At 73.8% G+C, this 24,965-nt stretch carries 28 protein-coding genes; 21 read left to right on the forward strand and 7 right to left on the reverse strand.

The genetic code is table 11. The features are described 5' to 3' along the window. Nucleotides 1-65 precede the first annotated feature (65 nt). Nucleotides 66-500, forward strand: a complete 435-nt coding sequence (locus F7Q99_RS37460; protein ID WP_326847543.1) for a CBS domain-containing protein — start codon at nucleotides 66-68, stop codon at nucleotides 498-500. A gap of 197 nt (nucleotides 501-697) precedes the next feature. Here the strand turns inward: F7Q99_RS37460 and F7Q99_RS37465 are convergent, their stop codons facing one another. Next, on the reverse strand, nucleotides 698-1,609 hold the full coding sequence (locus F7Q99_RS37465) for a helix-turn-helix domain-containing protein (protein WP_153471149.1): 912 nt from the start codon (nucleotides 1,607-1,609) through the stop codon (nucleotides 698-700). Between the two features lie 129 nt (nucleotides 1,610-1,738). Here F7Q99_RS37465 and F7Q99_RS37470 point away from each other — a divergent pair, with 129 nt between their 5' ends. Further along, on the forward strand, nucleotides 1,739-2,323 hold the full coding sequence (locus F7Q99_RS37470; RefSeq protein WP_153471152.1) for a pyridoxamine 5'-phosphate oxidase family protein: 585 nt from the start codon (nucleotides 1,739-1,741) through the stop codon (nucleotides 2,321-2,323). Nucleotides 2,324-2,361: 38 nt separating this feature from the next. Here the strand turns inward: F7Q99_RS37470 and F7Q99_RS37475 are convergent, their stop codons facing one another. Further along, nucleotides 2,362-2,790: a GNAT family N-acetyltransferase gene (locus F7Q99_RS37475; protein ID WP_153471155.1), complete on the reverse strand. Its 429-nt coding sequence runs from the start codon at nucleotides 2,788-2,790 to the stop codon at nucleotides 2,362-2,364. A 131-nt stretch (nucleotides 2,791-2,921) separates the two neighbouring features. Between F7Q99_RS37475 and F7Q99_RS37480 the strand changes: the two genes are divergently transcribed. Then, nucleotides 2,922-3,491 (forward strand): hypothetical protein, encoded by a 570-nt coding sequence (locus F7Q99_RS37480; protein WP_153471158.1) that lies wholly within the window; start codon nucleotides 2,922-2,924, stop codon nucleotides 3,489-3,491. A 70-nt stretch (nucleotides 3,492-3,561) separates the two neighbouring features. Here the strand turns inward: F7Q99_RS37480 and F7Q99_RS37485 are convergent, their stop codons facing one another. Beyond that, on the reverse strand, nucleotides 3,562-3,957 hold the full coding sequence (locus F7Q99_RS37485) for a transglycosylase family protein (protein ID WP_326847544.1): 396 nt from the start codon (nucleotides 3,955-3,957) through the stop codon (nucleotides 3,562-3,564). Nucleotides 3,958-4,429: 472 nt separating this feature from the next. Here F7Q99_RS37485 and F7Q99_RS37490 point away from each other — a divergent pair, with 472 nt between their 5' ends. The 11 genes from F7Q99_RS37490 to F7Q99_RS37540 all read left to right on the forward strand — a co-directional run bounded on the left by F7Q99_RS37490 (nucleotide 4,430) and on the right by F7Q99_RS37540 (nucleotide 15,036). Next, entirely contained in the window at nucleotides 4,430-4,942 is a 513-nt protein-coding gene (locus tag F7Q99_RS37490) for a universal stress protein (protein WP_153471161.1), read from the forward strand. Nucleotides 4,943-5,002: 60 nt separating this feature from the next. After that, nucleotides 5,003-6,466, forward strand: a complete 1,464-nt coding sequence (gene pdxR / locus F7Q99_RS37495; protein ID WP_153471163.1) for a MocR-like pyridoxine biosynthesis transcription factor PdxR — start codon at nucleotides 5,003-5,005, stop codon at nucleotides 6,464-6,466. A 174-nt stretch (nucleotides 6,467-6,640) separates the two neighbouring features. Continuing rightward, on the forward strand, nucleotides 6,641-7,153 hold the full coding sequence (locus F7Q99_RS37500) for a hypothetical protein (RefSeq protein WP_153471166.1): 513 nt from the start codon (nucleotides 6,641-6,643) through the stop codon (nucleotides 7,151-7,153). Nucleotides 7,154-7,323: 170 nt separating this feature from the next. Beyond that, entirely contained in the window at nucleotides 7,324-8,136 is an 813-nt protein-coding gene (locus tag F7Q99_RS37505) for a DUF1963 domain-containing protein (RefSeq protein WP_153471169.1), read from the forward strand. 187 nt (nucleotides 8,137-8,323) lie between these two features. Beyond that, nucleotides 8,324-9,181, forward strand: coding sequence for a hypothetical protein (locus F7Q99_RS37510; protein WP_153471172.1), 858 nt, complete (start codon nucleotides 8,324-8,326; stop codon nucleotides 9,179-9,181). 267 nt (nucleotides 9,182-9,448) lie between these two features. Then, nucleotides 9,449-10,855 (forward strand): family 2B encapsulin nanocompartment shell protein, encoded by a 1,407-nt coding sequence (locus tag F7Q99_RS37515; protein ID WP_153471175.1) that lies wholly within the window; start codon nucleotides 9,449-9,451, stop codon nucleotides 10,853-10,855. Between the two features lie 216 nt (nucleotides 10,856-11,071). Continuing rightward, complete coding sequence (locus tag F7Q99_RS37520; protein WP_153471178.1) at nucleotides 11,072-11,929, forward strand: hypothetical protein; 858 nt, start codon at nucleotides 11,072-11,074, stop codon at nucleotides 11,927-11,929. 90 nt (nucleotides 11,930-12,019) lie between these two features. Next, nucleotides 12,020-12,796 carry a bestrophin-like domain gene (locus tag F7Q99_RS37525; protein WP_153471180.1) on the forward strand — a complete coding sequence of 259 codons (777 nt, stop codon included), beginning with the start codon at nucleotides 12,020-12,022 and terminating at the stop codon, nucleotides 12,794-12,796. A gap of 213 nt (nucleotides 12,797-13,009) precedes the next feature. After that, complete coding sequence (locus F7Q99_RS37530) at nucleotides 13,010-13,645, forward strand: class I SAM-dependent methyltransferase (protein ID WP_153471183.1); 636 nt, start codon at nucleotides 13,010-13,012, stop codon at nucleotides 13,643-13,645. Next, nucleotides 13,642-14,295 (forward strand): histidine phosphatase family protein, encoded by a 654-nt coding sequence (locus F7Q99_RS37535; protein WP_326847545.1) that lies wholly within the window; start codon nucleotides 13,642-13,644, stop codon nucleotides 14,293-14,295. Before F7Q99_RS37530 ends, F7Q99_RS37535 begins: the two co-directional genes overlap by 4 nt. A 78-nt stretch (nucleotides 14,296-14,373) precedes the next feature. Next, entirely contained in the window at nucleotides 14,374-15,036 is a 663-nt protein-coding gene (locus F7Q99_RS37540) for a TolB-like translocation protein (RefSeq protein ID WP_153471186.1), read from the forward strand. A gap of 10 nt (nucleotides 15,037-15,046) precedes the next feature. Here the strand turns inward: F7Q99_RS37540 and F7Q99_RS37545 are convergent, their stop codons facing one another. Both F7Q99_RS37545 and F7Q99_RS37550 read right to left on the reverse strand, forming a co-directional pair. Further along, nucleotides 15,047-16,129: a type 1 glutamine amidotransferase family protein gene (locus F7Q99_RS37545; RefSeq protein ID WP_153471189.1), complete on the reverse strand. Its 1,083-nt coding sequence runs from the start codon at nucleotides 16,127-16,129 to the stop codon at nucleotides 15,047-15,049. Between the two features lie 123 nt (nucleotides 16,130-16,252). Beyond that, entirely contained in the window at nucleotides 16,253-17,710 is a 1,458-nt protein-coding gene (locus F7Q99_RS37550) for a lytic transglycosylase domain-containing protein (RefSeq protein WP_153471192.1), read from the reverse strand. A 360-nt stretch (nucleotides 17,711-18,070) separates the two neighbouring features. Between F7Q99_RS37550 and F7Q99_RS37555 the strand changes: the two genes are divergently transcribed. Continuing rightward, complete coding sequence (locus F7Q99_RS37555) at nucleotides 18,071-18,481, forward strand: hypothetical protein (RefSeq protein ID WP_153471196.1); 411 nt, start codon at nucleotides 18,071-18,073, stop codon at nucleotides 18,479-18,481. An 18-nt stretch (nucleotides 18,482-18,499) separates the two neighbouring features. After that, complete coding sequence (locus tag F7Q99_RS37560) at nucleotides 18,500-18,808, forward strand: hypothetical protein (RefSeq protein WP_153471199.1); 309 nt, start codon at nucleotides 18,500-18,502, stop codon at nucleotides 18,806-18,808. A 42-nt stretch (nucleotides 18,809-18,850) separates the two neighbouring features. Here F7Q99_RS37560 and F7Q99_RS37565 read toward each other — a convergent pair whose 3' ends face one another. Continuing rightward, nucleotides 18,851-20,395 carry an alpha/beta hydrolase gene (locus F7Q99_RS37565; RefSeq protein ID WP_326847546.1) on the reverse strand — a complete coding sequence of 515 codons (1,545 nt, stop codon included), beginning with the start codon at nucleotides 20,393-20,395 and terminating at the stop codon, nucleotides 18,851-18,853. A gap of 169 nt (nucleotides 20,396-20,564) precedes the next feature. On the opposite strand from F7Q99_RS37565, the gene F7Q99_RS37570 reads away from it, so the two are divergent. Beyond that, complete coding sequence (locus F7Q99_RS37570; protein ID WP_326847547.1) at nucleotides 20,565-21,494, forward strand: NAD-dependent epimerase/dehydratase family protein; 930 nt, start codon at nucleotides 20,565-20,567, stop codon at nucleotides 21,492-21,494. A 111-nt stretch (nucleotides 21,495-21,605) separates the two neighbouring features. Continuing rightward, a complete protein-coding gene (locus F7Q99_RS37575) occupies nucleotides 21,606-22,757 on the forward strand; it encodes a glycoside hydrolase family 3 N-terminal domain-containing protein (RefSeq protein WP_153471202.1) in 1,152 nt (383 codons plus the stop codon). A 46-nt stretch (nucleotides 22,758-22,803) separates the two neighbouring features. On the opposite strand, the gene F7Q99_RS37580 is transcribed toward F7Q99_RS37575, so the two are convergent. Continuing rightward, nucleotides 22,804-23,508: a polysaccharide deacetylase family protein gene (locus F7Q99_RS37580; protein ID WP_153471205.1), complete on the reverse strand. Its 705-nt coding sequence runs from the start codon at nucleotides 23,506-23,508 to the stop codon at nucleotides 22,804-22,806. A gap of 216 nt (nucleotides 23,509-23,724) precedes the next feature. Between F7Q99_RS37580 and F7Q99_RS37585 the strand changes: the two genes are divergently transcribed. The 3 genes from F7Q99_RS37585 to F7Q99_RS40670 all read left to right on the forward strand — a co-directional run bounded on the left by F7Q99_RS37585 (nucleotide 23,725) and on the right by F7Q99_RS40670 (nucleotide 24,962). Continuing rightward, nucleotides 23,725-24,186, forward strand: coding sequence for a hypothetical protein (locus F7Q99_RS37585; RefSeq protein ID WP_153471208.1), 462 nt, complete (start codon nucleotides 23,725-23,727; stop codon nucleotides 24,184-24,186). A 223-nt stretch (nucleotides 24,187-24,409) separates the two neighbouring features. Continuing rightward, entirely contained in the window at nucleotides 24,410-24,745 is a 336-nt protein-coding gene (locus F7Q99_RS37590; RefSeq protein WP_153471211.1) for an ArsR/SmtB family transcription factor, read from the forward strand. A 73-nt stretch (nucleotides 24,746-24,818) separates the two neighbouring features. Then, nucleotides 24,819-24,962, forward strand: a complete 144-nt coding sequence (locus F7Q99_RS40670; RefSeq protein ID WP_195911412.1) for a DUF6126 family protein — start codon at nucleotides 24,819-24,821, stop codon at nucleotides 24,960-24,962. The last annotated feature ends 3 nt before the right edge of the window (nucleotides 24,963-24,965 follow it).

The following is a 24,965-nucleotide window of genomic DNA, read 5'->3' on the forward strand; positions in this document are numbered from 1 at the left end:
ACACCGCGAGTGCGCGGTGCCGTTGGGGGGAGCGACCGGGGGGAATCATTCACGAAGGAGTCCCCGTGACCACTGCCCGAGACATCATGCACACCGGCGCCCAGTGCATCGGCGCCCACCAGACACTCGCCGAGGCCGCGATGATGATGCGCGACAAGAACGTCGGCGCGCTCCCGATCTGTGGCGACGACCAGAAGCTGAAGGGCATCATCACCGACCGCGACATCGTGGTGCGATGTCTCGCGGAGGGCAAGAACCCGGCCACGATGACGGCCATGGAGCTTGCCGGCCACCTGCACTGCGTGCGCGCCGACGACGACATGGAGATGGTGCTGCGGAAGATGGAGCAGCACCAGATCCGGCGCATCCCGGTGATCGACGGGGAGCGGCTGGTCGGCATGATCAGCGAGGCCGACCTGGCGATGGGCCACCGCAACGGCCAGCGGCTGACGGACCAGCAGATCATCGACTTCATGGACAGCGTCTACATGAAGGCCTGACCGGGCCGGGCGGTACCGGCGGCGGGCCCCGTGCGAACGAGCGCACGGCGGCCCGCCGTTGCCGTGCGGCACGGCTCGGCGGCGCGGTGTCCGTGACCGGCCGGTCCCCCCGTACCGGCCGGGCGCTCCGAGTGTCGCCGACGGCGGGGCGGGCGTCTTGTACAAATGCGCAGCCGCGTCCGGTCGCTGCCGTCCGGCTACCCCGGTGCGCCCGGGCTCAGGACGGCGCTGGTCACCCGCCCGGCGACCCGGTCGGTGGGCTCGGGCAGGGCGGCGGCGATGCGGCGCGAGGCGAGGAACGCACGCGGGGAGCAGCCCACCATCGCGCGGAAGGCCCGGTCGAGGTGCGACTGGTCGTAGTACCCGCAGAGCGCGGCGAGCCCGGCGGCGTCCGGCCGGCCCCCGTGCGAACCGTCCTGCCGCGCCAGGGCGGTGAGCGTGCGCTGGAGCCGGAGGATGGTGGCGGCCTGCTTGGGCGCCACGCCGAGGTGTTGGCGGAAGCGCAGCTCCAGCCGCCGCCGGCTCCACCCGGTGCCCTCGACGAGCGTGTGCACGGGCGCCAGGCCGTGGGTGCGGCGCAGTTCGTGCCAGGTCCAGGCGACGGACGGCTCCCAGGCCGGGCCGTCGGCGATCCGCACGGTGAACCAGTCGTCCAGCAGGGCGAATCGGGCGGGCCAGGTCGGTGTCTCGGCGAGCCGGGCGGACAGCGAGCGCAGCCGCGGGCCGAGGACGTCCCCGGGTTCGGCCCACTGCCCGCCCAGTTCGCCGGCCAGTGGTCCGAACACCCGGTAGGCGCCCTGCGGGGTGAGCGAGACCGCCAACCCGTGCAACAGGCCGGCGTGTTCGGCGATCGTCGCGGTGCGGCGCAGCCCGGCGGCGACGGAACCGAAGGACGCGGCGGGCCGTGCCGGGTCGACCGCGTCTGCGAGCCGCATCGAGCCCTCGAAGGTGAGCGCGAGGGTGACGACGTCGGTCGGCACCTCCAGCCGCCGCCGGGGCCGGAGCAGCAGCATCCGGTAGCCGCGGTAGCCGAGGACGTACGGGCGCAGGGGCGGGGCGGGGGTGCCGAAGGCCATCCCCGTCGTGCCGTGGGTGTGCTGGTCGGTCAACTCGACTCCCGTGGCCGGGGGGTGAGTGGAAGGCGCACGGCCATCGTACGGGTACGGCCGGATTTCGTGGCCCGTCTCGGCACGTGACTACTTCTTTCTCGTCACGCGAGATGGCGGCACAATGGCGGCATGGGAAAGCAGTATGAGCACATCGACGGCCGCCTGCGGGAGTTCATCGAGCGTCAGCCCGTCTACTTCGTCGCCACCGCGCCGATCTCCGCCGACGGGCACGTCAACGTGTCGCCGAAGGGCCGCGCCGGGACCCTCGTCGTGATCGACGAACTCACCCTGGCCTACCTGGACTTCGGCGGCTCGACCGCGGAGACCATCGCCCACCTGCGGGAGAACGGCCGGATCACGCTGATGTGGTGCGCCTTCGACGGCCCGCCGACCGTCGTCCGGGTCCACGGCCGCGGCGAGCCGGTGTTCCGCGACGACCCGCGGTTCGCCGCCCTGCTGGCCCGCTTCGCACCGGACGCCGACGGGCCGGGCCTGCGCTCGATCGTCCTGGTCATGGCCGAACGGGTCAGCGACTCCTGCGGGTTCGCCGTCCCGCTGATGGACTACCGCGCCGACCGGGACCTGCACGCGCAGTACTTCGGCCGCAAGAGCGACGAGGAGTTCAACACCTACTGCGAGGGCAAGCCGTACGTCGGCACCAGCATCGACGGCCTGCCCGCCCTCCCGCTGCCGCTCCCGGCCCGCCCCGCCTGAGCAGGACGGCGGCGCCTCCGCCGCCTCGTAGCCGCCCCTCAGCTCCGGGCGATCATCAGCTTCTCGGGATCGGGGAACGGCACGAACCCCGCCCGGGCGTACACCTCGTGGGCGTCCGCCGTCGACAGCAGGATGCGCTTGAGCGCGTACGGCCGCAGGTGCTCCACCACGGCCGTGGCCAGCCAGGTGCCCAGCCCGCGCCCCCGGTGTGCGCGGTCGACGTACACGTCGCAGAGCCACGCGAAGGTCGCGAGGTCCGTCACGACCCGTGCGAACGCGACCTGCTCGCCGCCGTCCGCCGCGTACACCGCGAACGGCAGCGACGCCCGCAGGGACTGCTCGACCACCTCCCGGCTGCGCCCCAGCGCCCAGAACGCGTCCGTGGAGAGCCAGTGGTGCACCCGGTCGAGGTCGATCCGGGCGGGGTCGGTGTCGAGCTCGTAGCCGTCGCGCTTCCGAAGGATCATGCGTCGGATGGTAGCGAGGGGGCGGCCCAGCCTTCACCGAAGGGATGTTGGATGGAAATCCGCTCAACGGGCGGGCGGGGGCAGAGGTACCGTTTGGTGAGCATCTGTCAACACCGCTAGGGGGAAGCGTCATGGTGACGGGGCGGCAGCAGTTGCAGCGGGGGTACTTCCTGCGCGAGGCCGCCGCGCTGCAGCGGGCCAACACCGGAGGGAGCCGGCGGTTGGACCGGATCGCGTTCGCGGAGGGTGAGCCGGTGGTGGTGGTCGGTACGCCGGGGGCCACGGTGCGGTTGCCGGTCGGGGCCTCGCGGGACGAGCTGTATGCGGCGCTGGCGGAGGACGGGGGATGGACCGTGCCAGACCGTCGGGCGTCGGCCTGGCTGCCGGCGACGGCTCCCGCGCCGCCGCTGGCCGTGTACGCCGATCTGCTGGACGACCTCGGGGATCTCGTCTTCACGCTCACCACGTATCCGGCCGATGTCGGGCGGCCGGAGGTGGCGGCCCGGCTCGACGCCGTGCGCCTGGTCGGCGGGGCGACGGCCGTGGTCGAGGTGTCCGCGCTCGGTGGCAGCCACCGGGTCCGCATCCCGCTGGACTCGGGCGTCCCGCTGGTGGCGGTGCCGTTGGCGATCGCCGAGCGGCTGCTGGCGGCGGGCGAGGGGCTGGGGACGGACTGGGACTACCCGGTGGAGCAGCGGTAGGGCGCCCGGGGTGCGCGAAGGGCCGCCCCACCCGTTTCCGGGTACGACGGCCTCGCGGAGCGGGTGGGCCTTACTTGGTCAGGCCGGCCTTGACGGAGCAGACGGGCCAGGCGCCGGGGCCCTGGGCGGCGAGGACCTTCTCGCCGACGGAGATCTGCTGGTCCTTGGTGGCCAGGTCGGCGCGCGGGGCGAAGGAGGTGCCGCCGAAGGCCGCCCAGGTGCTGGAGGTGAACTGCAGGCCGCCGTAGAAGCCGTTGCCGGAGTTGATGGCCCAGTTGCCGGTGGCCTCACAGGCCGCGACCTTGTCCCAGACCGAAGCCGGCGCGGCGGAGGCGCTGGTGGCCGTGACGAGGCCGGCCACCGGCAGGGCGGTGAGCGCCCCGGCCATCAGAGCCATCCGGACGCGGTTGCGGCGCTTCGGGGTGGCGGTGGTGGTGGCAGCGGCGGTCTCGTTACGGAAGGTCATGGGGTTCCTTTCGGAGGGGTCTGCGAGCGCGCGGAACCAGGCCCTCGGAAGGCCGTCGGTTTCGGGGACACGCGCTCGCGTGGTCCGGGCACCGGTCCTGCTCCGGGGCGGTGAGGCCCGCCGGAGCGGCTTGCTCGGTGCAACGGGTTCGAAGGTACGGGGGCGGTTGTGGCGGGTTCAAGGGTTGGCGCGTTTAGGCATGTCAGAGGGCGGTTACCAGCCGTAAGGATCAAGGAATTGGGTTGATTTCGCCCGTTTTGCACCTATTTACGAGATCAAACAGTCCTTGGAAGTGGCCTGCGTCACCCCGGATGCGGTGTGAGCCCACCCACATCGTCGACCGGGAGTGACGGCCCACCCGCGCCCCGTGCCGGAACGGCCCGGCCACAGGCCGTCCGGCGTGGCCCGCACCACAGCCCTCACCCGGAGTGCCCCGTCTCCTCACTCCGGGTGGCGGGCATAGCCTCGGGGCATGAGCAACGAGAGCGATGCGGAGGCCCTCGGCGGCGCCGAGGAGCCCGCGCCGGCGGTCGCCCCCGCAGGGTTCGAGCTGGGGACGGACGGACCGAAGGTGATCCTGGCCGGGCTGGACGGCTCGGACTCCTCCTGGCGTGCGACCTCCTACGCCGCCGGACTGGCCCGGCGGCAGGGCGCCGTGCTGGCGGTGGCCTACGTGCAGCCCGTCCTCGGCGCGGCCACGGCGCTCGCGGGGGCGGCGGTGGAGGAGACCACCCAGGAGATCGCCGACGAACTGCTGTCGGCCCTGCGCGAGGCCGAGCACCGGGTGAAGGAGGTGTGGCGGGTGGAGTGGCGCTTCCTCACCATGCGCGGCGACCCGTACGGCGGGCTCGCCCGGCTCGCGGACGAACTGCGGGCCGACGCCGTCGTCGTCGGCGCCTCCGAGCAGGCCGGGCACCGGGTGATCGGCTCGGTGGCGGTCCGCCTGGTGAAGGCAGGGCGCTGGCCGGTGACCGTCGTGCCGTAGCGGCCCGCGTGGGCCGACCGCTCCGAGCAGCGGCGCCGCGCGGCGATAGGGTGCATGACCATGACGGACACGCCGGTCACGCACCCCCGCCAGCCCGCCGAGCCGGCCCATCCGTCCGGCAACGACCTGCACCTCGACCTGCCCGCCACCGGCGGGCGCCGCGCGGCCCTGATGGCGGCCCTGCGCGAGGCGATCCGCAGCGGGCGGCTGGCACCCGGCACCAGGCTGCCGCCGTACCGCTCGCTCGCCGCCGACCTCGGCCTCGCCCGCAACACCGCCGCCGAGGCCTACGCCGAACTCGTCGCCGAAGGCTGGCTGACGGCCCGGCAGGGCTCCGGCACCACCGTCGCCGAGCGCGCCGAACCGGCGCCGACCGCCCGGGCCCGCCGGCCGTCCGCCCGCCCCGGCCCCGTCCACGACCTGCGGCAGGGCCAGCCGGACGCCGCCTCCTTCCCACGCTCGGCCTGGCTGGCCGCCGGGCGCCGGGCCCTCACCGCGGCGCCCAACGAGGCGTTCGGGCCCGGCGATCCGCAGGGGCGCCGCGAGCTGCGGACCGTCCTCGCCGACTACCTCGCCCGCGCCCGCGGGGTGCGCACCGACCCGGACCGGATCGTCGTCTGCTCCGGATTCGCCCACGCGCTGCGGCTGTTGTTCGACGGCGCGGGCGCCGTCCTGCCCGCCGAGGCGAACGGGCCACTGGCCGTCGAGGGGTACGGGCTGGCCTTCCACCGCTCGCTGCTGGCCGCCGCCGGAGTCACGACCGTGCCGCTGCCGCTGGACGAAAACGGCGCCCGGATAGGGGAGTTGACGGACAGGCCGGACGTCCGGACGGTGCTGCTCACCCCCGCCCACCAGTTCCCGACCGGCGGGCCGCTGCACGCCGCCCGGCGCGCCGCCGTCGTCGACTGGGCGCGCGGGCGCGGCGGGCTGGTCCTGGAGGACGACTACGACGGCGAGTTCCGCTACGACCGCCAGCCCGTCGGAGCCGTTCAGGGCCTGGACCCGGAGCGGGTGGTCTACCTCGGCACGGCCAGCAAGAGCCTGTCGCCGGCGCTGCGGCTCGGCTGGATGGTGCTGCCCGACCACCTGGTCGACCGGGTGCTCGCCGCCAAGGGCGAACGCGAGGCCTGGGCCAGCGCGTTGGACCAGCTGACCCTCGCCGAGTTCATCGACTCCGGCGGCTACGACCGGCACGTGCGCCGGATGCGACGCCGCTACCGGGACCGCCGGGACCGGCTGGTGGCCGCGCTCGCCGCGAGCGCCCCGCACGTCGCGGTCTCGGGCATCGCGGCAGGCCTGCACGCGGTGCTGCGGCTCGCCCCCGGCACCGAGCGCTCCGTGCTGAAGGCCGCCGCCTACCGGGGCCTGGCCGTGGACGGGCTCGCCGACTACCGGCACCCGGCGCTCGCGGCGGGCGCCGTGCCCGCCCCCGACGGCCTGGTGGTCGGCTACGCGACCCCGCCCGACCACGCCTACCCGGCGGCGCTCGCCGCGCTCTGCGACATCCTGCCGCCGCCGGCCTGATCGTCGGCCTGAACGGGTTCGAGTGAGCGGCGCGCAGGATACGGCCTCGGGCGGCGCCGTGGTGGCGGAACGCGGACACAATGGCCCGCCGCGTCCGCCCGCCGCTCGTCACCCGGTACGGGCCGGGGCGGAGGGGTGCAACGGAAGCGGTACCGCCCCCTACGCTCCATGGTCATGCGCAGAACACACCTGAGGCGTTCCGCTCTCGCCGCGATACCGGCCGTCGCCGCCGGTCTGCTCCTCTCCGCCGCACCCGCCCAGGCGGCCGCCCCGCTGCCGTTCACGGCCGTCGTCGACCGGGGGACGGCCACGCCGGGCAGCTCGTTCACGCTCACGCTGACGCTCAGCAACCCGTACGACACCCCGATCCAGTTCGTCTACCAGAGCGTGCAGCCGACGTACTCGACGCTGCAGGAGAAGGGCCTCAAGTTCGCGGCGAGCGCCTGCGGCACCCAGACCAGCGGGTGCAGTGAGAACGTCCACGGTGGCATCGCCCGCTACAACGTGCCGCTCGCCCCCGGGGCGACCAGCAGCTTCACCGTGACCTACACCGTCGCTCCGGACTCCGCGTGCGGCGCGACCAGCCGGATCGACCTCTACACCTACCTGTACTACGAGTACAACAGTGGCTTGGCCAACAACTCCGGCATCGTCAACCTTCCCGGTACGGCAGTCCCCTGCGTCTGACGCCGGTTCCGTCAAGACCGTCCCCCGTTCTCCGTTCCCCCTTCTCCTGAATCACCGGACAGCTCCTGTTCTCCCGTCAGGTGCCGGCCGCCCCCGTACCGGTACCTGACGGGCTGTCCGTGCAACCCCTCTCGCCCGCGTCTGTCGGTGCCGGATGGCAGGCTGGGCCCATGGCCGAACCATCGCTCACCGACGCCGCCGACGACGGGCACCTGCCGATCCCATACGACCTTTACGCCGCCATCCGGAAGCGGGCGGACGAACGGACCGCCCCGCTCGTGGACGGGCTGATCCGCTCATCGCTCGCCCTGGCCCCGGCCCTCGCGCTGACCCCGGACACCGCCGATGAGTCCGTGGAGGGCCCTGTCGCCGGGCGGCTCGGCGGCCTGCCCGCACTGGCCGACGGCGTCGAGTGGCCCGAGTACGCCGGGCACCCGATGCAGCTGGTCGCCCAACTCGACTGCGCCGGGCTGGCCGGGGCCCACGCGGGCGGGGACGGCGGCCGGTGGCCGCTGCCGGCGGACGGGCTGCTGCTGTTCTTCCACGACGACCGCTTCTCCGACTTCGCCGGCCGGGGCTGCCGCGTGCTGCACGTCCCCGAGGGAGCGCCGCTGCGGCCCGCACCCGCCGGCCGGGACGACTTCCCGCCGCTGCCGGCCGTCCCCGTCCGGGCGCGATGGGTGCTGTCCGCGCCGTCCTACCAGGACCGCGAGCTGGAGGACCTCTTCCCGGACGACTTCATGATCGCCCTCGATCTCTCCTCCGACTTCCGCGACCACCTCCCCCGCCCCGACGTCCGGGTGCTCGGCTGGTGCGACACCGACACCGGGCGGCACGAGGGCCACCGGCCGCTGCTCCAGGTCGAGGGCTCGGCGGCCGACGCGGACTGGGGCGAGGCCGTGAACGTCTCCTTCTGGATCACCGACGAGGACCTGGCGGCCGGCCGCTTCGATCGCGTCCGGCAGGGCGTCGAGGTGGCCTGAGCCACCCGGCAGGCGGGATTCCGGTAACGCGACCTAGGCTGCTGGGAGAGGCCCGCCCGAAAGCGGCACGGCCCCGGAGCGGCACGCCCCGAGAACGGTACGGACGGTCATGGCGGCACAGGCGTCCAGTCGAGCGGAGCCCCCGGTCGGGGAACTGCTCCGCTCGCTGCGCGCGCATCCGTCCCGGATGCCCGAGCAACTGGCGGTCTTCGCCGTCCGGCACCGGGGGCCGCGGGCGGCCCGGCGGATCGCCGATCTCCGCGCCGGCCACCCGGAGGCCACGCCCGGCGAACTGGTGGAACTGGCGGTGGGCCGGGCCCGCCGGGTCGGGGCCGGCGAGGGCTCCTTCGTCGGAGGGCCCTTCGTCTGGCTGGTGCCGTTCGCGTTCTGTACCGCGCTGCTCGAACAGGGCCAGCTGATGCTGGAGATCGCCGCCCTGGCCGGGAAGGATCCCACGGCCTCGGCCCGGACCGCCGAAGTCCTGGTGCTGCAGGGCGCCCACCCGGACGTCACGGCGGCCGAGCGGGCGCTGGCCCGCGATCCCCGGGCGGAGCCGTCGGCCGGCCGGTGGCGCGGGTTCTGGTACCTGATCCGCCGGATGGCCCGGCTGCTGGGCATCACCGGCGAGGACGAGGTCCCACCGCCCGGCCGCTGGCGGACGGCCGGGTCCTGGGCGCTCCTCGGGCTCACCTTCCTGGTCGGCACCGTCGCGCCGCTGGTGTGGCTGCCCTACATGGGGGTGTCGTACGGCAAGGCCACCAACCGGCTGGCCGACCGCGCCGTCGCCTTCCACTTCGGCCCGGCGCAGCGGCCCCGCCAGACCCGGCGGGGCATCGACCCGGGTGTCCTCGCCGCCGGCCTGCGGGCGCTGCTCTCCGTCCTGCTGCCCGTGGCCGCGGTACTGGGGATCCTGCTGGCCGACGTCCGTGCCGGCGGCAGCACGTGGCCGGTGGTGGTGCTCGTCCTGGCCGCGCTCTCCACGGTCGTCGGCGGTCTGTGGTATCGCCGCCATCGCCGCCGTGGCAACGGGAAACCGGAGGAGTGAACCGACGTCTCCCAGGTGATCGGCGCGGACCGGCGCGATCCTGTTCAGATTCACCCTATCGGGGGGTAGTCGGCCACCGCGCGGGTCCGGCCGGGCGCCGGTGATCTAGGGTTCCGGGTGGGCCGCCGGGAGACGGTGCCCCCGCTCGCGAGACTTCGCCAACACCCCCACCAGTAGGCGTATCTGATGATCCGTCATGGCATTTGCCAGGGCGGTTCGGTCCGACCCGACCGCGTGATCTGACCCGATGAATGGAGATCCCTGCCGATGCCCGTGGACACCAGCCCGGAGACACAGCAGGCTCAGCAGCAGTCCCTCGCCACAGCCGCTGCCCGCAACCTCGCCACCACCACCAAGTCCGCCCCGCAGATGCAGGAGATCACCTCCCGCTGGCTGCTCAGGGTGCTCCCCTGGGTCGAGGCCCACGGTGGTGCGTACCGGGTGAACCGGCGGCTCACCTACACCGTCGGCAACGGCGTGGTCGAGTTCGTCAAGACCGGCTCCGAGGTCCGCGTCATCCCCCGCGAGCTGGGCGAACTCGCCCTGCTGCGCGGCTACGAGGACGACGAGGTGCTCACCGCGCTCGCCGACCGCTGCCGCCAGCGCGACTTCGGCCCCGGCGAGGTGCTCGTCACCCAGGGCGAGGCGGCCGACCGGATCTTCCTGATCGCCCACGGCAAGATCAACAAGGTCGGCACCGGCAAGTACGGCGACGAGACCGTGGTCGGTGTGCTCGGCGACGGCGACCGCTTCGGCGACGACGCCATCCTCAACCCGGACGGCGTCTGGGAGTACACCGCGAAGACCGCCACCGCCGGTGTCGTCCTCACGCTGAGCCGCCGCGACTTCGAGCAGATCCGCGACAACGCGCCGAGCCTGCAGGAGCACCTGCAGGAGTTCATGGCCCTGCCGCAGCAGGCCCAGAACGAGCGCGGCGAGGCCGAGATCGCCATGTCGGCCGGCCACCACGGCGAGTTCGAACTGCCCGGCGCCTTCGTGGACTACGAGCTGAAGCCGCGCGAGTACGAGCTGAGCGTCGCGCAGACCATCCTCAAGGTCCACACCCGCGTCGCGGACCTCTACAACCAGCCGATGAACCAGATCGAGCACCAGCTGCGGCTGACCATCGAGGCCCTGCGCGAGCGCCAGGAGCACGAGCTCGTCAACAACCCCGAGTTCGGGCTGCTCCACAACGCCGACTTCGACCAGCGGATCCAGACCCACTCCGGCCCGCCCACCCCGGACGACCTGGACGAACTGCTCAACCGCCGCCGCGACCCCGACTACCTGCTGGCCCACCCGCGCGCCATCGCCGCGATCGGCCGCGAGCTCAACGCTCGCGGGCTCTACCCGCACCACGTCGACCTCGGCGGGCAGCAGGTGCCGGCCTGGCGCGGGGTGCCGATCCTGCCGTGCAGCAAGATCCCGATCACCAAGGAGAACACGAGCTCGATCCTCGTGATCCGTACGGGCGAGGACAACCAGGGCGTCATCGGCCTGCACCAGACCGGCATCCCGGACGAGTACCAGCCCTCGCTCTCGGTCCGCTTCATGGGCATCGACGAGAAGGCGATCATCTCCTACCTCGTCAGCGCCTACTACTCGGCCGCGATCCTGGTGCCGGACGCGGTCGGCGTCCTGGAGAACGTCGAGATCGCGCACGGCCGCCACTGACCGCCGCGCCGCCCCCTGGGCGGCCGAATTTTGCTCCCTGATCCGGCCGGGACCGTAACCGGCCCACCCGAAGATCGTTTGACCTGGCGACGGACGGCCCGCCCGCGGAGGCGGGCCGTCCGCCTGACCGGGGCCGGGTTCGGCCGACTCATTCCGACGACCGTGATTCCTTTCGACGATGCGCTTTCCCGACGATCCGAGAGGTGTGTGGAGCCCATGCCGCAGCCCCGGCAGCCCCGACGGATACCGGTGGACGGCGGAGGGAGCGCCGTACCCGGGCGACGGGTGCGAGTGGCCGGTGTGGCGGTCGGTGCGGTCGCCATGTGCGCGCTGCTGAGCGGCGCGTCCGCGTCCGGCACCGAGCACCACGGCGGGGGGCGCCCGCACGGGCCGGTCATCCACACCTGCGTCTGCACCGACACGCACGTCGAGGTGGCGGTCGGACCGCACGGGACGGACGTGGGCGTCGGGGTGGACGTCCAAGTCGGCGTCAACGTCCACCCGAAGGGCGAGGACGGCGGCGACGACGAGCACGGCCACCACGGCGGGCAGCATCACCAACCGCACCCCTGCCCGACCCCGACCCCGAGCCCCAGCCCGACGCAGACCCCCACGCGCACACCGAGCCCGACACCCCCGCCGAGCCCGTCGCCGACCCACACGCCCTCGCCGACGCCGCCACAGCCGAGCCCGACGCCGGAGCCCACCCCGATGCCCGCGTCACCGGCACCCCCGCCGCCGTCGCCCGCGCCGACGCCGGCCGCGCAGCCCCCCGCGCCGGCCGTACCGAACCCGACCAAGCCACCCGCGCCCCGGACGGCTGCGCCGGATCCCGACCCGGCGGACCCGAGCCCGGCCGCACCGAGCCCGGTCCCGCCGAGCCCCGCGTGGCCGACCCCGGCGCCGAAGGCCGCCTACCACGTGCCGGCGGTCAAGCGCATGGCCGCCCCACCGCACCACCGGGGCAACTCGCCCACCACCACGATGCTGCTGGTCACCGTGCCCGCGGTGATCGCGCTGGCGGCGCTGCGCCCGAGTCGCGGCCAGGGCCGCGGCCGCTCCAGCGGGACCTGACGGCCGCTCCCGCGGGCCGGTTCCCCGATTCCGAATCGGCCCGACCCCGACATCCCCCGTCACCAAGCCAAGCCAGAGAAGGGAGTCCCCATGTCCGAATGGGTGGCGTTGGCCATCGCCATGGCGGCGGCCTGTGCCGTCGTCGTGGTGGTGGTGCTGCTGCGGCATCGCCGGGTGGGCACCGTGAAGAACGCCGACGAGACCCCGGACGTCATCGAGTACATCACGATGATGATCGGCGTGGTCTACGCGATCGTCCTCGGCCTCGCCATCGCGGGCGTCTGGGAGGCGCGCGGTGCCGCCCAGGACGACGTGCTCCGCGAGGCCCAGTCGCTCCAGGAGGTGAGCGAGCGGGCGGTGGTCTACCCGGTGGATGTCCGCGACAAGGTCCGCGCCGACGTGGACGCCTACGTCTCGTACGTCGTCGACACCGAGTGGACGTACATGCGCGAGCACGGCGAGATCTCCGACAAGGGCACCCAACTGCTCGACCAGGTACGCGCGGACGTCGCCACCCGGGCGCCCGCGTCCGAGCTGGAGGCGCAGAACTACCAGTCCGTCATGGACCGGATCGGCCAGGCCGACGACGCCCGTAGCGCGCGCGGCCAGAACGCCGGTCCGACCATGCCCGGGGTGGTCTGGTTCGGCCTGATCTCCGGCGCGGTGGTCACCATCGGCATGCTGTTCGCGCTCCAGATCCGGCGTACGCCGAGGGAGTTGATCCTGGCGGGGTGCTTCAGTGCGCTGATCGCCTTCCTCCTCTTCATGATCTGGGACTTCGACGATCCCTTCGGGCGCAGCGTCTCGGTCACCACCCAGCCGTTCACCGACCTGTTCCCCCAACTCGGCCTCGACGGCAAGGACTGAGGGCGAGGGACTGAGCGCGCGGGGCCGAGGGGCCGTGCGGATCGACAGCCGATCCGCGCGGCCCTCTCCGCGTATCCGGCCGACCGTCAGCGCGGACCGCCGTCCATCACCGCTCCCCGTCCGGGCGTCCGCCCGCTGGACCGCCCCCGGTCACCGAACTCGCGGCCCGGTAGGTTGACCGTTACGGAGCAGGCCCCGAACGGAGGACTCGCCATGGACAGCCAGGACTGGGACGACCGCTACGCCGCGAGCGAGCTGGTGTGGGGCGCCGAGCCCAACATGTGGGTGGTCCGCGAACTCACCGGCCGCACCCCCGGCCGCGCCCTCGACGTCGCCGCAGGCGAGGGCCGCAACGCGATCTGGCTGGCCGCCCAGGGCTGGGAGGTCACCGGGTTCGACTTCTCCGCCGTCGCCGTCGAACGCGCCGAACGGCTCACCGCCGAGCTGCCCGACGAGGTCGCCGACCGGCTCACCTGGCGGCACGACGACGCCCGCACCTTCGAGCCCCCGGCCACCGGCTACGACCTCGTCCTGGTCGCCTACCTCCAGGTGCCCGCGCGGGACCGTCGCACCGCGCTGCGCCACGCGGCCGACGCGCTCGCCCCCGGCGGCACCCTGCTGGTGATCGGGCACGACCTCCACAACCTCACCGAGGGCATCGGTGGCCCGCAGGACCCGCGCGTGCTGTACACCCCGGACGACGTGCTCGCCGACCTCGCGGGCCTCGGCCTGACGACCGTCCGCGCGGAGCGCGTCCACCGCCTGGTCGGCGGTGAACCCGGGCACCGGGGCGGGGGCGGCGGTACGGCCGTGGACCTGCTGGTCCGGCTGGAGCGGGGCGCCGGGTGACCGCCTCCGTCTCCCGTCGCGCCGTGCTCGCCGGCCTGACCGCGGCCGTGCCGCTGGTGCTCACCGGCTGCTCGTCGAAGAAGTCGGCCAAGGCAGCGAACGCGAGTGCCGCCCGGGCGAGCGACCCGGGCGGCGACGCCTTTGTGATGATCGTCCGGCACGGCGAGAAGCCGGACGGCGGCCACCCCGGTCTGGACGGGAACGGCGGCCACGACGGCAAGTCCCTGACCGAGCGCGGCTGGGCCCGGGCCAAGGCGCTGCCGCAGCTGTTCGACCCGCCCGCCGTCGGGCTCCGGCGGCCCGCACGGATCTTCGCCGCCGCCGACGAGGGCCCGCTCGCCGGGGCGCACCGGATGCGGCAGACCGTCACCCCGCTGGCGGCGAAGCTCGGGCTGACCGTCGACACGGCGTACGCCGAGTCGCAGGAGACCGCGCTGGCGGGGGCCGTCCTGGCGGGTGCCCAGCCGGTGCTGGTCAGCTGGGAGCACTCGCGGATCCCGCGGATCGTCGAGGCGCTCGGCGCGGCCGACAACGGTGTGCCGACCGCCTGGCCGGACCGCTTCGATCTGGTCTGGGTGCTCGCCCGGACCGGCGGTGGCGCCTGGACGTTCCAGGAGGTCCGCCAGCACCTGCTGGACGGCGACTCCTGACGGTAGGCCGCAGCGGCCGAGGCAGCGCGCGTCCATCTCTCATCACCGCCTGAGTGTTCATCAACTAGGTTGTGGTGCATGAGGATTCGTACGCTGATCGCCGCGTCGGCCACCGCGGTGGTGCTGGTCGCCGGATGCAGCAGTTCCGGTTCGGACGACGGGCCGGACCCGGACGAGAACCGGCCCACCGGCGCGGGGTCGACCGGCGGGTCCCAGGCGGGGGAGCGCCGCGCCGACGGGGCCGAGCTGCTGTACCGTGCGGACGGCAGGAGGAGCGCGCAGAACCCGGCGTTCGCTCCGGACGGCGGTTCGATGCTGATGACCGAGTTCACCGAGGGCTACAACAAGGGCCCCGCCGCCCTCGGGGTGCTGCCGCTGGAGGGCGACCGCAAGCCGAGGAAGGTGCTGGAGGACCCTGACAAGGCCGCGGTCAACCTCCCCGGCACCAGCTGGAACGCCGCCGCTGGCGCCTTCACCTTCGCCACCGACCGGGACTCCGCCCACGACGAGGTCTGGACGATGAAGCCGGGCGGCAGTCCCGAGCGGGTGACCAGCCACGACGACAACAGCGGCTTCAACGAGCCGAGCTTCTCCCCGGACGGCGAGTGGATCGTATTCCAGCAGAGCTGGGAGCCGGAGCACGCCTCCGTGCACGGAGACGGCGCCGAGCAGGACTCGATCTCCCCGGGCGGCGAGTCGAACCCCGCCTCGCTCTGGCGGATCCCCGCGCCCGGGCTCTGACCCCGGGTGGCTACCGGACGGACACCGTGACGACGGAGTACTGGACGACGGTCAGCGGCACGCTGACCGTCGCCCCGATGACGGTGTACGGCACCGGCTTGGGCGCCGGGTCGGTGCCGTCCGGCGTGGCGACGATGGCGACGGTGACGGCGGTGACGGTGGCGCCGGCCGGCAGGGCGTAGGAGAGCGTGCAGTTGGCGGGCGTGGTGCGGAAGGCGGCCGGGGTTTCTCCGAAGTTGGTGAAGTTCACCAGGTGGACGACGGTGTCGCTGCCCAGCCGGCGGGCCTCCAGGAAGATCCGCCGGTCCCCGGCCAGCGTGACGGCCGGCGGCGCGGTCCGGCGGACGGGCGTGAGCAGTTGGTCGGCCGAGGCCTGGTCGGTGTTGCGGAGGTAGCCGAGCCCGGGCAGAGCCCGGAGGTACCAGCAGGTGCCGGCGCCGTACGCGTTCTGCCGGCTCGCCGGGAGCGGGTCGGCCTTCTTCAGGCCGAGCACGTCCGAGAGCGCGAACTCGCCGCGCCGGGCGCCAAGTTCGTCGAGCGCGGTCGGTGCCGGACCGGTGATCACGATCGTCCCGCCGGCCGCCACGTAGCCGCGCAGGACGGCCGCCTCCGCGTCCGAGACCGCCTGGAGGTTGGGCAGCAGCACCACCTTGAACCGCGCCAGGTCGGCGGCCACGAGGCCGGGGCTGGTGATCGCGTCGAACGGGATGTGCGCGTAGACCAGCGCCTTGACGGTCCCGCGGAACTCGCCGAGGTACGGCATCGTGGCGCAGCTCATCGCCGGTTCGCCGCCGCTCCACCAGTCCTTGATCCCGGCCGGGGGAGTGGCGTTGACGTACATCCCGTTGCCCTCGGTCGGGCCGACGTAGTCCCGGGAGGGGCTGGAGTGGCAGACGCCGACCTCGGCGAGCGAGCCGGCGTCGAAGATCCGCGCCTGGTTGGCTTTGACGAAGCCGTACACGCGGGTGCGCATCGCCGCGTCCACGCCGTCGTTCTTGTAGGGGGTCTTCACCTCGTACGGGTTGCAGCCGGTGGCGATCAGCTGGGAGAGCACCAGGGAGGCGTCGTCCGGGTTGCCAGCCGTAGGCGTCATGGGAAGTCTGTCCTGGTCGACGGACAGCGGCGACCGGTTTCGGGGCGCGGGACATCACCGGCGCAGCCGGAGGACGCGCCGGTGATGTCCTGAGGCGGGGCGGCGCCTTGCCGCGTGCGGCCCTCAGTGCCGGGTCGGGGTGGCCGAGGGGGAGACGGTGGCGCTCGGGGTCGCGCTGGCGGTCGCGCTGGGGGTGGCCGTGGGCGTCGCGGTGGCGCAGCCGGGGGCGGTGGGGGTGGCCGTCGGGGTGGCGGTCGGAGTGCCGGTGGGCGTGGCGCTCGGGGTGGCGGTCGGGGACGGCGTGCCCGTCGGGGTGGCGGTCGCCGTGGGCGTGCCCGTGGCCGTCGCGGTGGGGCTCGGGCAGGCGGTGGGGGTGCCGGTCGGAGTGGCCGTGGGCGTCGCGGTCGGAGTCGCGGTGGCCGTCGGGGACGGAGTGCCCGTCGGGGTGGCGGACGGCGAGGGCGAGCCGGTGGGCGTCGGCGTGGCCGAGGGCGACGGCGCCGCGGTCGGGCTCGGGCTCGGGGTCGTGGTCGGTGCCGGGCTCGGGGCGGTCGTCGGCTGCGGGGACGGGGCCGGCGTGGTGGGCGTGGTCGGCTGTGCGCTCGGCGAGGGCTGCGGCTGGACCGGGGTCGGCCTGCCGGCCGTGGTGCCCGTGGCGGAGGTGCCGGTGCCGGTGGTGATCCCGGTGGGCGTGTCCGGGAAGGAGAGCGGCGGGAGCAGCGGGGCCGGGCGGTCCGGGGAGGTAGTCACGGTGCCGCTGCCGTAGTGGGCCATCCAGTTCTTGACGGTCCGCAGGTACTCGTCCGAGTTGTTGTAGCTGAGGATCGCCCGGTCGAGCTGCGCCGGGTCGGAGAGGTCGCGGCCGTTCGCGCACAGGTAGCGGCCGGCGGCCTCGGCGGCGTCGAAGATGTTGTTGGGGTCGGCCTTGCCCTTGCCGGTGGTGTCGACGCCCCAGGTCGCCCAGGTGGAGGGGATGAACTGCATCGGCCCGACGGCGCGGTCCCAGCGGGAGTCGCCGTCGTAGAGACCGCCGTCGGTGTCCGGTATCGCGGCGAAGCCGTTGCCGTCCAGCACCGGGCCGAGGATGGGGCGGAAGGTCGTGCCGTTGGCGTCGACCTGGCCGCCGTCGGCCTGGCCGGACTCGACCTGGCCGATCCCGGCGAGCAGCTGCCAGGGCAGGTGGCAGCCCGGCGAGCGGGTCGCGAGCGAGGCCTCGGCCTGGCGGTAGGCGGCGAGGACGGTCGCGGGCAGGGCCGGGCCGGAGGCGGCGAACGGCCCGGCGGCGGGCGCGGCCGGCTGGGCACCGGGCGGCTGCGGGAGTGGGACGGTGCCGCCGCCGTCGGCCGGCAGGCCGGTGCCGGTGTTCGGCGCGCCGGTCGGGGTGAGCGTGGTGCCGTCGCCGGCCTCCGTCGCCACGGTGTCGGCTGCGGCGTCGGCCGCGGCGGCCGGGGCCAGCCCGAAGCCCGTCACCTGCGAGCCGGTCAGGGCCGCCAGCGCGGTGAACGCCGCCGCCGCGCCCGTGACCCGCTTGCCCAGCCGCACCTTTCGCCCGCTGTCCGCGCTGCCGAACCTCGCCGCCATGCCGTGCCCCTCCCCGTCGCCGTTCGAACGTCCCGAGAACGAACGGACCGTCATCATCGTGCCTGCCTATGGAGGACGAATCCCCCCGCCGGGATGATTAGTATCACGACGATCCGACAGGACTGAGGTGGCCGTGAGGTGGCCTGCGACCCACCGAGAAGTTGACGCATCGTTGCTCTTGTCGTCGTGGGAAGTTGGCGCGCCCGTCGGCTTGACCTGCGCGGATCGCGGACACCGGGGCCGTCCCCCTACCAGGACGGATGCGTCGGCACCAGGCTACGGCCCCAACTGGGCCCTGGACGGGTGATGTTCGGATGAAAGCGGGCATTCCGGGATGCTCGGCGCGGCATGCTGTGCCGCGTGACCGCGTGGATGGAGGCCCGGATTGTGAGCGCGAACCTGCCGGAGACCGTCGCCAAGGGGCCGGTGGTCCTGCCGGCACCCGCGAGAGTGGTCGACGACCTGGCCCGTGACCTCACCCAGGCGGCGGCCGCCGTCCGGGCGGTGTCGCGGGTCTGCCGCAGCGGTGGTGACGTCGCCGTGGCCGCGTACACCGCCGTGGTGTGTACCGGCCGTTCGGCGGCGCGGGCGCTGGAGGAGGCGGCCGCGTGGTGCCGCCAGGCCCCCGAGGCCGAGGTGCACTCGCTCGCCTGGGCCCGTGTGCCGGGGCACCGGGAGGACCTTCACGAGTACCGCGTCACCCTGGCCGTCAGCTTCCCCGACGACGAGACGGGCGAGCACTGCGGGGACACGCACCTCGCTTCGCGGTGACGCCGTAGGATCATCCGCATGGGTCTTGGGGATACGAGCGATCTGACGAACGGTTCCTCTGGTCATCCTTCCGGTGGCAGCGCCGTCGATGCCTCCGAGCCGCGTGAACTCTCCCGCGCCGCCGCCGTCGCGGCCACCGTGCTGGCGATCGTGTGCGGATCGGCCGTCGTGCTGGCGATGTTCCACTGGCTGGGCTGGAGCGTCCCGGGGGTCGGCTGGCTGGTCGCCAAGGGCGGGATCAAGCTCGCCGTCGGCGGATTCGCCGGGCTCGCCGCCGCCTTCGCCTGGCTCCGCACCCGACTGGGCACACGCCGCGACGCCGGCTGACCGCACCCTCGTGGCGGGTGCGGTCAGCCGGCACCGGATCCGTCAACTCGCCTTCGGGGACTGGCAGGTGAGGTCGTGCTCGGGCGCGCGGTCGTCCAACAGGTAGCGCTCGACGACGTCGGTGACGCACGTGTTGGCCGAGGGGTACTGGCCGTGGTCGCCATTGCCGGCGACGGTGACCAGCCGCGAGCCGCGCAGCGCGCGGTGGGCGCCGAGCGCGGCCTCGTAGTACGTGGCCGGGTCGTGCACCGAGTTCAGCATCAGGACCGTCGGCAGGTGGGCGCCGGTCACCTTGACCTTCGGCGCGGGGGCCGTCGGCCAGGCCGCGCAGACCGCGCTGAAGGCCAGCGTCCGGGCGCCGACCAGCGGCCAGCGCGCGGTGTTCTCGGCGCCGCGCTCGATCCAGGTGTCCATGTCCCGGGTCCACGGGGTGTCGGCGCAGGTCACCGAGAAGTACTCGGCGAGGAACTCCGGGCTGAGGTAATGGCCGAAGACCTTACCGGCGAGGGTCCTGGCCGCCGGATCGGCGCCCTGCCAGTTGTCGACCGCGGTCAGTGCCTGCGCGAGGATCGGGAAGTTGGCCTCCCCGTAGATCGCCCCGATCGCGCCGTTGTCCAGCTGGTTGGGGCCGATGGTCAGGGTGCCCGCGGTGATCGGGTCGTCGTGCAGCGCGGCGCGGCGCTGCTCCCAGTGCGCGTGGACCTCCTCCGGGGTCGAGCCCCAGTGGTAGGTGCTGTCACGGGCTGCGAGCCAGGGCACGAAATCCTCGTCGAAGCGGCGCTGGAAGCTCATCGGCTGGCCCAGCTCGAACTGCTCCCAGGTGCCCTCGAAGCCGATGTTGCTGTCCAGCACCATCCGCTCGACCCGGTGCGGGAAGAGCGTCCCGTAGTAGGCGCCGATCATCGAGGCGTAGGAGGGGCCGTAGTAGCTGATCTTCTTCTCGCCGAGCAGCGCGCGGAACAGGTCGATGTCGTGGGCCGTCTGCTCGGTGGTCAGGTAGGGCAGCAGGTCGCCGCTGCGCTCCTGGCAACCGGCGGCCAGCTTCTGCGCGTTGGCGACGACGCGGTCGATCGCCTCCGGGGACTGGTCGCGGTAGTCGCCGGCCAGGAACTCCTGGAACTCCTCGGGCGTCTGGCACACCGCCCGGGTGCTCTCGCCCACCCCGCGCTGGTCGAAGCTCACGATGTCGTACGCGGCGGCGACCTTGGGGGCGCCGTTGGCCAGGTTCATCGGCCGCATCAGACCCGTCCCGCCCGGCCCGCCGGCGGCCATCAGCAGCGTGCCCTTCCGCTTGGCGGGGTCACCGGCCCGGTGCCGGGAGACGGCGATGGTCAGGTCGGCCCCGGTGCCCGGGTGGTGCCAGTCGCGGGGGACGGCCATGGTGGCGCAGTCCAGGGCCGGCTGCCCGGTGCACGGCTGCCAGCCGAGGGTCTGGTGGGTGTAGCGGGCCGGTGCGGCCTCGGCGTCGCCGGGGTTGCGGGCGTCGTTCGGTGCGGCACTCGCCGTGGCCGGCAGGGCGAGGCCGGCCAGGACTGCGGCGGCGACGGCGAGGGCGGCACGACGGGTGCGGGTTGCTGATGTCTTCACGGGAAAGATCCTGTCCGAGCCGGGCCTGACGATCGATCATGCACGCTTCCGTTTCCGGGGTGGTGCTGGCTACACCCCGACCCGGGCGGCCGCACCCGGTCAGCAGGCGGCGACAGTCCGGCGTGGCGCGGTCGTGGGGAGACGTCAACGGCCCCGGTAGGGTGTGCGGGTGAGTTCTCATCTGGTTGTCGGATACGGGCCCGCGGGGGCGGCCACCGCTCGGCTGCTGGCCGAGCAGGGGCACGAGGTACGGGTGGTCACCCGGTCGGGCCGTGCCCCCGAGCCCGGCATCGAGCACCTCGCGCTGGACGCGGCGGTCCCCGAGCGGCTGACCGAGGCCGCGCGCGGCGCCACCGCGATTCACGGCTGCGCCGCGCCGCCCCTCCATCGCTGGGCCACGGCGTGGCCGCCGCTCGCCTCCTCGCTGTTCGCCGCCGCTGAGGCGACCGGCGCGGTGCTCGTCCTGCTGGGCAACCTCTACGGCTACGGCCCGGTGGACGGCCCCCTCACCGAGGACCTGCCGCTCGCCGCCACCGGCACCAAGGGCCGGGTACGGGCGGCGATCTGGGAGCAGGCACGCGCCCTCCACGAGGCCGGCCGGATCCGGGTGGTCGAGGTCCGCGCCTGCGACTTCTTCGGCCCCGGGGTGACCGACGGCGGCCACCTCGCCGCGCGCGTCGTACCGCGCATCCTGGCCGGCAGGTCCGTCTCGGTGCTCGGCGACCCGGACGCGCCGCACAGCTGGACGTACCTCCCCGACGTGGCCGGCGCCCTGGTCGAGACCGCGGCCGACGAACGCGCCTGGGGCCGGGCCTGGCACGTGCCCACGGCCCCCGCCCGGTCCGTCCGGCAGATGGTCGACGGGCTCGCCGCCGAGGCGAAGACCGGCCCGATCACGGTACGACGGCTGCCTCCGGCGGTGCTGGGCCTGGCGGGGCTGTTCAGCCCGCTGCTCCGCGAACTGCGCGAGGTCCGCTACCAGTTCGACCGCCCGTTCGTGCTGGACGCCTCCGCGTACGAGGCCGCCTTCACGCTGCGTGCCACCCCGGTCGAGGAGCAGTTCCGGGCCACCGTGGAGTGGTGGCGCGCCAGGGTCTGAGGGTGGGTGTCGAACCGCCTTCGGTGGTGCGGGCTTCGGTACGCTGACGGACCGTACCCGTCGTCCTGTTCCCGTCGTCCTGTTCCCGTCGTCCCGGCTCCGGGAGGCCCGATGCTTTCGCTCCGGCGCACCGCCCCGCTCGTGGCGGTGCTCGCGGTCCTGGCCGCCGCGCTCGTGCCGGTCGCGGCCGGTTCGGCGGCGGCACCGGCGGGGCGGCGCCCGTCCGGCCCGGTGGGGAGGACCGCCGCCATGCCCAGCACCGATTCCCGTCTGCTCGCCGGCCGCCGGATCGTCTACTCCTACCCAGGGCCGACCCCGCCGCCGGCCGTGCTCCAGGCTATCCGGGAAGGCCGGGCGGCCGGGGTCATCCTGTTCGGCGAGAACGCCACCAGCCCCGATCAACTGGCGGACGCCGTCGGCCGGTTGCGGCAGGCAGCGGCCGAGTCGCCGGTGCCGGAGCCGCTGCTGCTGATGACCGACCAGGAGGGCGGCAAGGTCCGCCGGCTCCCCGGCGCCCCCGAACTCTCCGCCCGTGCCACCGCGGCCTCGCCCGACCCCGTCGCAGAGGCGAGCCGTTCGGGAGCCGGCGCGGGGCGGAACCTCGCGGACGCGGGCCTCAACGTCAACCTCGCACCCGTGGTCGACGTCTACGACACCCCCGGCAACTTCATCGACCACCACGAGCGCTCGTACGGACAGGACCCGTTCGTGGTGGGGGAGTTGGGCAGCGCCTTCCTGGCCGCGCAGCAGGGCCTCGGCGTCGCCGCCACCGCGAAGCACTTCCCCGGTCTCGGCTCCGCCGCCCGTGACGAGAACACCGACGAACGCCCGGTCACCCTCCCCGTCCCGCTCGCCGACCTGCGTGCCCGCGGCGAGGAGCCCTACCGGGCGGCCATCGCCGCGGGCGTCCGCCTGGTCATGGCCTCCTGGGCGGTCTACCCGGCGCTCGACCCCGAGCGCCCGGCCGGCCTCTCGCCCACCGTCGTCCAGGGCGAACTCCGCAGCCGCCTCGGCTTCCGGGGCGTCACTGTCACCGACGCCCTGGAGGCGGGCGCGCTGGCCCCGTACGGCGACACCGGCACCCGCGCCGTCGCCGCGGCCGACGCGGGCATGGACCTGCTCCTCTGCTCCGCCCGCGATCCGCAGCAGGCCGAGGACGCGGCTGCCGCCGTGGCCGCCGCCCTCGACTCCGGCCGCCTCGACCGGGCCGCCTTCGACGCCGCCCTCGCCCGCATCACCGCCCTGCGGGCCTCGCTCGGCTGAAGCCGATCCGTCGGGCCCCGCCCGACGGCGCCGTCTGCGGAGCGACTCAGCCGCTGAGCAGGGTGCGGAGGTCGACGATGCGGTAGCCGCGGCTCCGGGCGCCGTCGATGATCGCCGGGAGAGCCTCGGCGTCGAGGCACTGGCCGCCGCCCTCTTCGGTGGCGCCGACGTGGAGCTGGAGGATGGCGCCGGGGGTGAGGGCGGCGAGGGCGCGCTCGGTGGCGCGGGCGGCGGTCATCCCGTGCGCGGGGCCGAGGTAGCCGTTGGTGTCGGTGGTGAACTCGAGGTCGGCGAACCCGAGTTCGTTGACGGTGGCGGTCGCCTCGGGCGTTGTCTCGCTGTACGGGAAGCGGAAGAACGGGAGCGGGTCCGTGCCGGCCGCGCGACGGATGGCCGTGTCGGCGCGCTGGACTTCGCCGCGGGCCTGTTGCCGCGTGAGTCCGGCGAACTGCGGGTGGCTGTAGGAGTGGTTGCCGAGGCCGTGTCCGGCGGCGGCGATGGTGCGGACGGCGCCCGGGTTCCGGTCGGCGAAGTCGCCGGTGGGGAAGAAGGCGGCGGGGGCGGCGCGGTCGCGCAGGACGGCGAGGACGGTCTCGAGGCCGGTCTCGTCCCAGGCGGCGTTGAAGGTCAGCGCGACGACCCGCTCGTCGGTGGGGATGCGGCGGATCTCGGCGCCGAGCAGGGACGCGGGCGGCGGGCCGGCGGCGACCAGGGCGAGGAGGGTCGCGGCAGCGGCGAGGAGGCGCTTCATACCGGGTCCAACGACCCGCTCGCCGTCTGGGATGCGTTTGCGCCATTGCAGGTCTGCTTTCGGCCTGGCGCCTCTTTCGAAGGCAGAACCGAGGTCATGGCATGGGAATCGCATGGCAAAGTGTCGTCATGCCACATGTGAAATGGCATATGTGGCACGGTGTATTTCCATGTGCCCACTTGTCCCGTTTGCTCTCGTCCCTTCCGGGAGGAAGTCATGAATCGAACTGCGCTGGCCGTGGCGGCTGCTGCCGCCCTGCTCGCGGCGCCCGCCACGGCGGTCGCCGCACCGGTCGCCGCCGCACCGGCCGCCGCCACTAAAACGACGACCTGCGGCGCCTCCGGCCTCCAGGCCGGTCTGATGACCAAGGTCTGCGCCGACGTCACCGGTGACGACGTCCAGCTCTGGGGGCAGATCTCCCTGGCCGGTCCGCCGAGCCCGGGCACCCCGTGGCCGCCGCGGCCCGAGGAGCTGATCACGAGCCTGTCCGCCGACGTCGTCGGCGGCAACGCGCTCGGCGCGGTGCGCGGGGGCACCGTGTTCACGGTCAGCGCCGTGCGTGTCGGCGGGGTCGGCGGCAAGGTCGCGTGCGGTTCGACCGTGCACGCGAGCTTCAGCGTGTCGTCCTTTTCCCGCTTTTCCGCCCCGGTGACGGTGGACGTCCCCGTAGTCTGCTGACGGAAACGCCATAGTGACGGCCGAGCCCGGGAGCTGGCAGCTTCCCGGGCTCGGCCCTTGCTCGCCACGGGGCGAGGGTGCCGTCACGCCCGGGCACCTGTGGACGCTACCCGGGGCTGTGACGACTTGAAGAAATCTTCATCTGCGATGATGATGCTTGCCGGTCGTGCGGTCCCTGCGCACCCGGCCGCCCACCAGCCGCAGACGAGGGAGAGAGCGGACGATGCCGGTCCCGTTGTACCAGGCCAAGGCGGAGTTCTTCCGCACCCTCGGGCACCCGGTCCGGATCCGGGTGCTGGAGCTGCTCCAGGACGGCCCCCGGCCGGTGCGCGAGCTGCTGGCGGAGATCGAGGTCGAGCCGTCGAACCTCTCCCAGCAGCTCGCGGTGCTGCGCCGCACCCAGCTGGTCACGGCCACCCGCGAGGGCAACACCGTGGTGTACGCGCTCAGCACCCCGGACGTGGCCGAGCTCCTGCGGGCCGCCCGCCGGATCCTGACCGAGCTGATCACCGACCAGGGCGCGCTGCTCACCGAACTGCGCGGGCCCGGCGCCCGCTGAACGGGCCGCTGAGCCGCACGCCCCACCGCATCCCGGCCACCCCCGCCCGCACCACCCGAGGAGAACCCCTGCCATGAGCGAGAACGCCGGCGACAGCACGCGCGAGGAGAAGAGCCGCCGCAAGGCCATGCTCATCCGGGCGGGGGTCTACATCTTCGCCACGCACCTGTTCGCCGGCTTCGTGCTCCTGCTGTTCGCGCTCGGCGACCGCAAATGAGCC

This window comes from Streptomyces kaniharaensis (assembly GCF_009569385.1).
Classification (GTDB): Bacteria; Actinomycetota; Actinomycetes; order Streptomycetales; family Streptomycetaceae; genus Kitasatospora; species Kitasatospora kaniharaensis.

Bases quoted from the DNA above. Each gene is read 5' to 3' on its own strand.
- F7Q99_RS37510 (WP_153471172.1), top strand. From the start codon at position 8,324: ATGCCCGAGCAACTGGCGGTCTTCGCCGTCCGGCACCGGGGGCCGCGG.
- F7Q99_RS37590 (WP_153471211.1), top strand. From the start codon at position 24,410: ATGCCGGTCCCGTTGTACCAGGCCAAGGCGGAGTTCTTCCGCACCCTC.
- F7Q99_RS37475 (WP_153471155.1), bottom strand. From the start codon at position 2,790: ATGATCCTTCGGAAGCGCGACGGCTACGAGCTCGACACCGACCCCGCC.
- F7Q99_RS37515 (WP_153471175.1), top strand. From the start codon at position 9,449: ATGCCCGTGGACACCAGCCCGGAGACACAGCAGGCTCAGCAGCAGTCC.
- F7Q99_RS37480 (WP_153471158.1), top strand. From the start codon at position 2,922: ATGGTGACGGGGCGGCAGCAGTTGCAGCGGGGGTACTTCCTGCGCGAG.
- F7Q99_RS37580 (WP_153471205.1), bottom strand. From the start codon at position 23,508: ATGAAGCGCCTCCTCGCCGCTGCCGCGACCCTCCTCGCCCTGGTCGCC.
- F7Q99_RS40670 (WP_195911412.1), top strand. From the start codon at position 24,819: ATGAGCGAGAACGCCGGCGACAGCACGCGCGAGGAGAAGAGCCGCCGC.
- F7Q99_RS37575 (WP_153471202.1), top strand. From the start codon at position 21,606: ATGCTTTCGCTCCGGCGCACCGCCCCGCTCGTGGCGGTGCTCGCGGTC.
- F7Q99_RS37545 (WP_153471189.1), bottom strand. From the start codon at position 16,129: ATGACGCCTACGGCTGGCAACCCGGACGACGCCTCCCTGGTGCTCTCC.
- F7Q99_RS37540 (WP_153471186.1), top strand. From the start codon at position 14,374: ATGAGGATTCGTACGCTGATCGCCGCGTCGGCCACCGCGGTGGTGCTG.
- F7Q99_RS37470 (WP_153471152.1), top strand. From the start codon at position 1,739: ATGGGAAAGCAGTATGAGCACATCGACGGCCGCCTGCGGGAGTTCATC.
- F7Q99_RS37500 (WP_153471166.1), top strand. From the start codon at position 6,641: ATGCGCAGAACACACCTGAGGCGTTCCGCTCTCGCCGCGATACCGGCC.
- pdxR (WP_153471163.1), top strand. From the start codon at position 5,003: ATGACGGACACGCCGGTCACGCACCCCCGCCAGCCCGCCGAGCCGGCC.
- F7Q99_RS37530 (WP_153471183.1), top strand. From the start codon at position 13,010: ATGGACAGCCAGGACTGGGACGACCGCTACGCCGCGAGCGAGCTGGTG.
- F7Q99_RS37520 (WP_153471178.1), top strand. From the start codon at position 11,072: ATGCCGCAGCCCCGGCAGCCCCGACGGATACCGGTGGACGGCGGAGGG.
- F7Q99_RS37490 (WP_153471161.1), top strand. From the start codon at position 4,430: ATGAGCAACGAGAGCGATGCGGAGGCCCTCGGCGGCGCCGAGGAGCCC.
- F7Q99_RS37485 (WP_326847544.1), bottom strand. From the start codon at position 3,957: ATGACCTTCCGTAACGAGACCGCCGCTGCCACCACCACCGCCACCCCG.
- F7Q99_RS37525 (WP_153471180.1), top strand. From the start codon at position 12,020: ATGTCCGAATGGGTGGCGTTGGCCATCGCCATGGCGGCGGCCTGTGCC.
- F7Q99_RS37505 (WP_153471169.1), top strand. From the start codon at position 7,324: ATGGCCGAACCATCGCTCACCGACGCCGCCGACGACGGGCACCTGCCG.
- F7Q99_RS37560 (WP_153471199.1), top strand. From the start codon at position 18,500: ATGGGTCTTGGGGATACGAGCGATCTGACGAACGGTTCCTCTGGTCAT.
- F7Q99_RS37585 (WP_153471208.1), top strand. From the start codon at position 23,725: ATGAATCGAACTGCGCTGGCCGTGGCGGCTGCTGCCGCCCTGCTCGCG.
- F7Q99_RS37550 (WP_153471192.1), bottom strand. From the start codon at position 17,710: ATGGCGGCGAGGTTCGGCAGCGCGGACAGCGGGCGAAAGGTGCGGCTG.